Here is a 1024-nt window from a genome sequence, read left to right as displayed (position 1 = left end):
AATACTGCGTGCAGTACGACGAAAGCGACCTGCATTTCGTCCAGCGCCTCTGTGCCGAAGAGGGCATCCATTTCCATTTCCGGCACAGCGCCGAGGCGCACCTGCTGGTGTTCGGCGACGACCAGACGGTGTTCCCCCGCCTGGGCCGTCCCACCGCCTACGTGCACGACAGCGGGCTGGTCGCCGACGAACCGGTGATCAAGCGCTTCAGCCTGCGCCTGGCCAGCCGCACCACGCGCACCACCCGCCGCGACTACGACTTCGAGAAGCCGCGGCTGCTGCTGGAGGCCGGCAACCGCCCCGCTGCCGACGCCCCGGCCGAGCCGGACCTGGAGGACTACGACTACCCCGGTCGCTTCGTCGATCGCCAGCGCGGCAAGCTGCTCAGCCAGCGCGCCCTGGAGCGCCACCGCGCCGACCGGCGCCTGGGCGAAGGGGTCAGCGACCAGCCGCTGCTGGTCAGCGGGCACTTCCTGGAGATCGCCGAGCACCCGCGCGCGGAGTGGAACGACCTGTGGCTGCTCAGCGAAGTCTTCCACGAAGGCAAGCAGCCGCAGGTGCTGGAAGAGAACGTTACCTCCGACACGTCGGCCAGCACGGACGACTTCCAGCAGGGCTACCGCAACCGCTTCCTCGCCACGCCCTGGGAGGTGTTCTTCCGCCCGCCGCTGGAGCACCCGAAGCCGCGCGTGCTGGGCAGCCAGACCGCGGTGGTGACCGGCCCGCCAGGCGAGGAAATCCACTGCGACCGCTACGGCCGGGTCAGGGTGCAGTTCCACTGGGACCGCGAGGGCCAGGGCGACGACAAGAGCAGTTGCTGGCTGCGCGTAGCCAGCGGTTGGGCCGGCAACGGCTATGGCGGCATCGTCATTCCGCGGGTCGGCATGGAAGTGCTGGTGGACTTCCTCGAAGGCGATCCCGACCAGCCGCTGGTCAGCGGCTGCGTCTACCACGCCGCCCACCCGGTGCCCTACGAGTTGCCGGCGAACCAGACCCGCAGCGTCTTCAAGAGCCTCAGCAGCCC

The 1024-nt window shown here is 69.4% G+C and carries 1 protein-coding gene; it reads left to right on the top strand.

Going from position 1 to position 1024, the window contains the following annotated elements:
- On the top strand, window positions 1-1024 hold a 1024-nt coding region (tssI, locus tag HMPREF2581_RS14195), incomplete at both ends, for a type VI secretion system tip protein TssI/VgrG (RefSeq protein WP_139181909.1).

Origin of the sequence: Pseudomonas sp. HMSC057H01 (genome assembly GCF_001836405.1) — a bacterium.
In the GTDB taxonomy this organism is placed as follows: domain Bacteria; phylum Pseudomonadota; class Gammaproteobacteria; order Pseudomonadales; family Pseudomonadaceae; genus Pseudomonas; species Pseudomonas aeruginosa.
Note: the sequence above shows the minus strand (reverse complement) of the source record. Positions and strands in the feature narration are given on the sequence as shown.